This is a genomic window from Streptomyces sp. NRRL B-24572 (assembly GCF_002156145.1).
GTDB lineage: Bacteria > Actinomycetota > Actinomycetes > Streptomycetales > Streptomycetaceae > Streptomyces > Streptomyces vietnamensis.
The window spans coordinates 1-1,153 of record NZ_MWIG01001056.1; the positions used below are offsets into that span (position 1 = coordinate 1).

Genomic DNA, 1,153 nt, shown 5'->3' on the forward strand with positions numbered 1-1,153 from the left:
CTGGGCCAGGTCTGGCAGGTGATGACCCCGCTCCTCAACGCGGCCGTGTACTACCTGATCTTCGGCGTCATCATGAACGCGAAGAACGGCGTGCCCGACTACGTCCCCTTCCTGATGACCGGCATCTTCGTGTGGACCTTCACCTCCAACACGGCCCTGGCCGGCACCCGGGCGATCAGCGGCAACCTGGGCCTGGTCCGCGCCCTGCACTTCCCGCGCGCGAGCCTGCCGATCTCACTCGCGTTCCAGCAGCTCCAGCAGCTGCTGTTCTCGCTCGCCACCCTGGCCGCGATCCTGGTCTGCTTCGGCGAGTTCCCGACCTGGAGCTGGCTGCTCGCCGTCCCCGCGCTGTTCCTCCAGGCGCTGTTCAGCACGGGCCTGGCGCTCGTCCTGGCCCGGGTCTCGGCCCGCACGCCGGACGTCAGCCAGCTGATGCCGTTCGTGCTCCGCACCTGGATGTACGCCTCGGGCGCCATGTTCTCGATCCAGAACCTGGCGAACAGCGGGCGCTTCCCGGAGGCCGTCGTGCTGGCCCTCCAGTGCAATCCGGCGGCGGTCTACATCGACCTCATGCGCTTCGCGCTGATCGAGAGCTTCACGGCGTCGCAGCTGCCGCCGCACGTGTGGGCGCTCGCCGCCGGCTGGGCCCTCCTCGTCTTCGCGGGCGGTTTCATCTGGTTCTGGAAGGCGGAGGAGACGTACGGCCGTGGCTGACACGCAGAAGGCGGCGCAGGGAACCCCCACCGTCGTCACCGACACGCAGAAGGCGACACGGGGAACCCCCACCGTCATCGCCGACGGCGTCCACGTCACGTACACCGTCCACGGCGGGCACCCCGGCGGCCGAGGCGCCGCCACCGCCGCCCTGGGCCGGATGCTGCAGCGGCGCACGGCGCCCGCCGGCCGCCGGGTCCACGCCGTGAAGGGGGTCAGCTTCGTCGCGCACCGGGGCGAGGCGATCGGCCTGATCGGTTCGAACGGATCCGGGAAATCCACCCTCCTGAAGGCCGTCGCGGGCCTCCAGCCCGTGGACCGGGGCCGGATCTACACCCATGGACAGCCCTCCCTCCTCGGCGTCAACGCGGCCCTGATGGACGATCTGACCGGCGAGCGGAACGTGATCCTGGGCGGCCTCGCCATGGGCATGAGCCGC

The 1,153-nt window shown here is 70.5% G+C and carries 2 protein-coding genes; both read left to right on the forward strand.

The window, feature by feature from the left end; translation table 11 throughout:
* Positions 1-714: ABC transporter permease (locus tag CCN56_RS40070; protein WP_107484318.1), on the forward strand; the 714-nt coding region annotated here is incomplete at its 5' end.
* Positions 707-1,153, forward strand: a 447-nt coding sequence (locus tag CCN56_RS40075; RefSeq protein WP_143664826.1) for an ATP-binding cassette domain-containing protein, incomplete at its 3' end; no start/stop codon positions are given. The genes CCN56_RS40070 and CCN56_RS40075, both read left to right, overlap by 8 nt.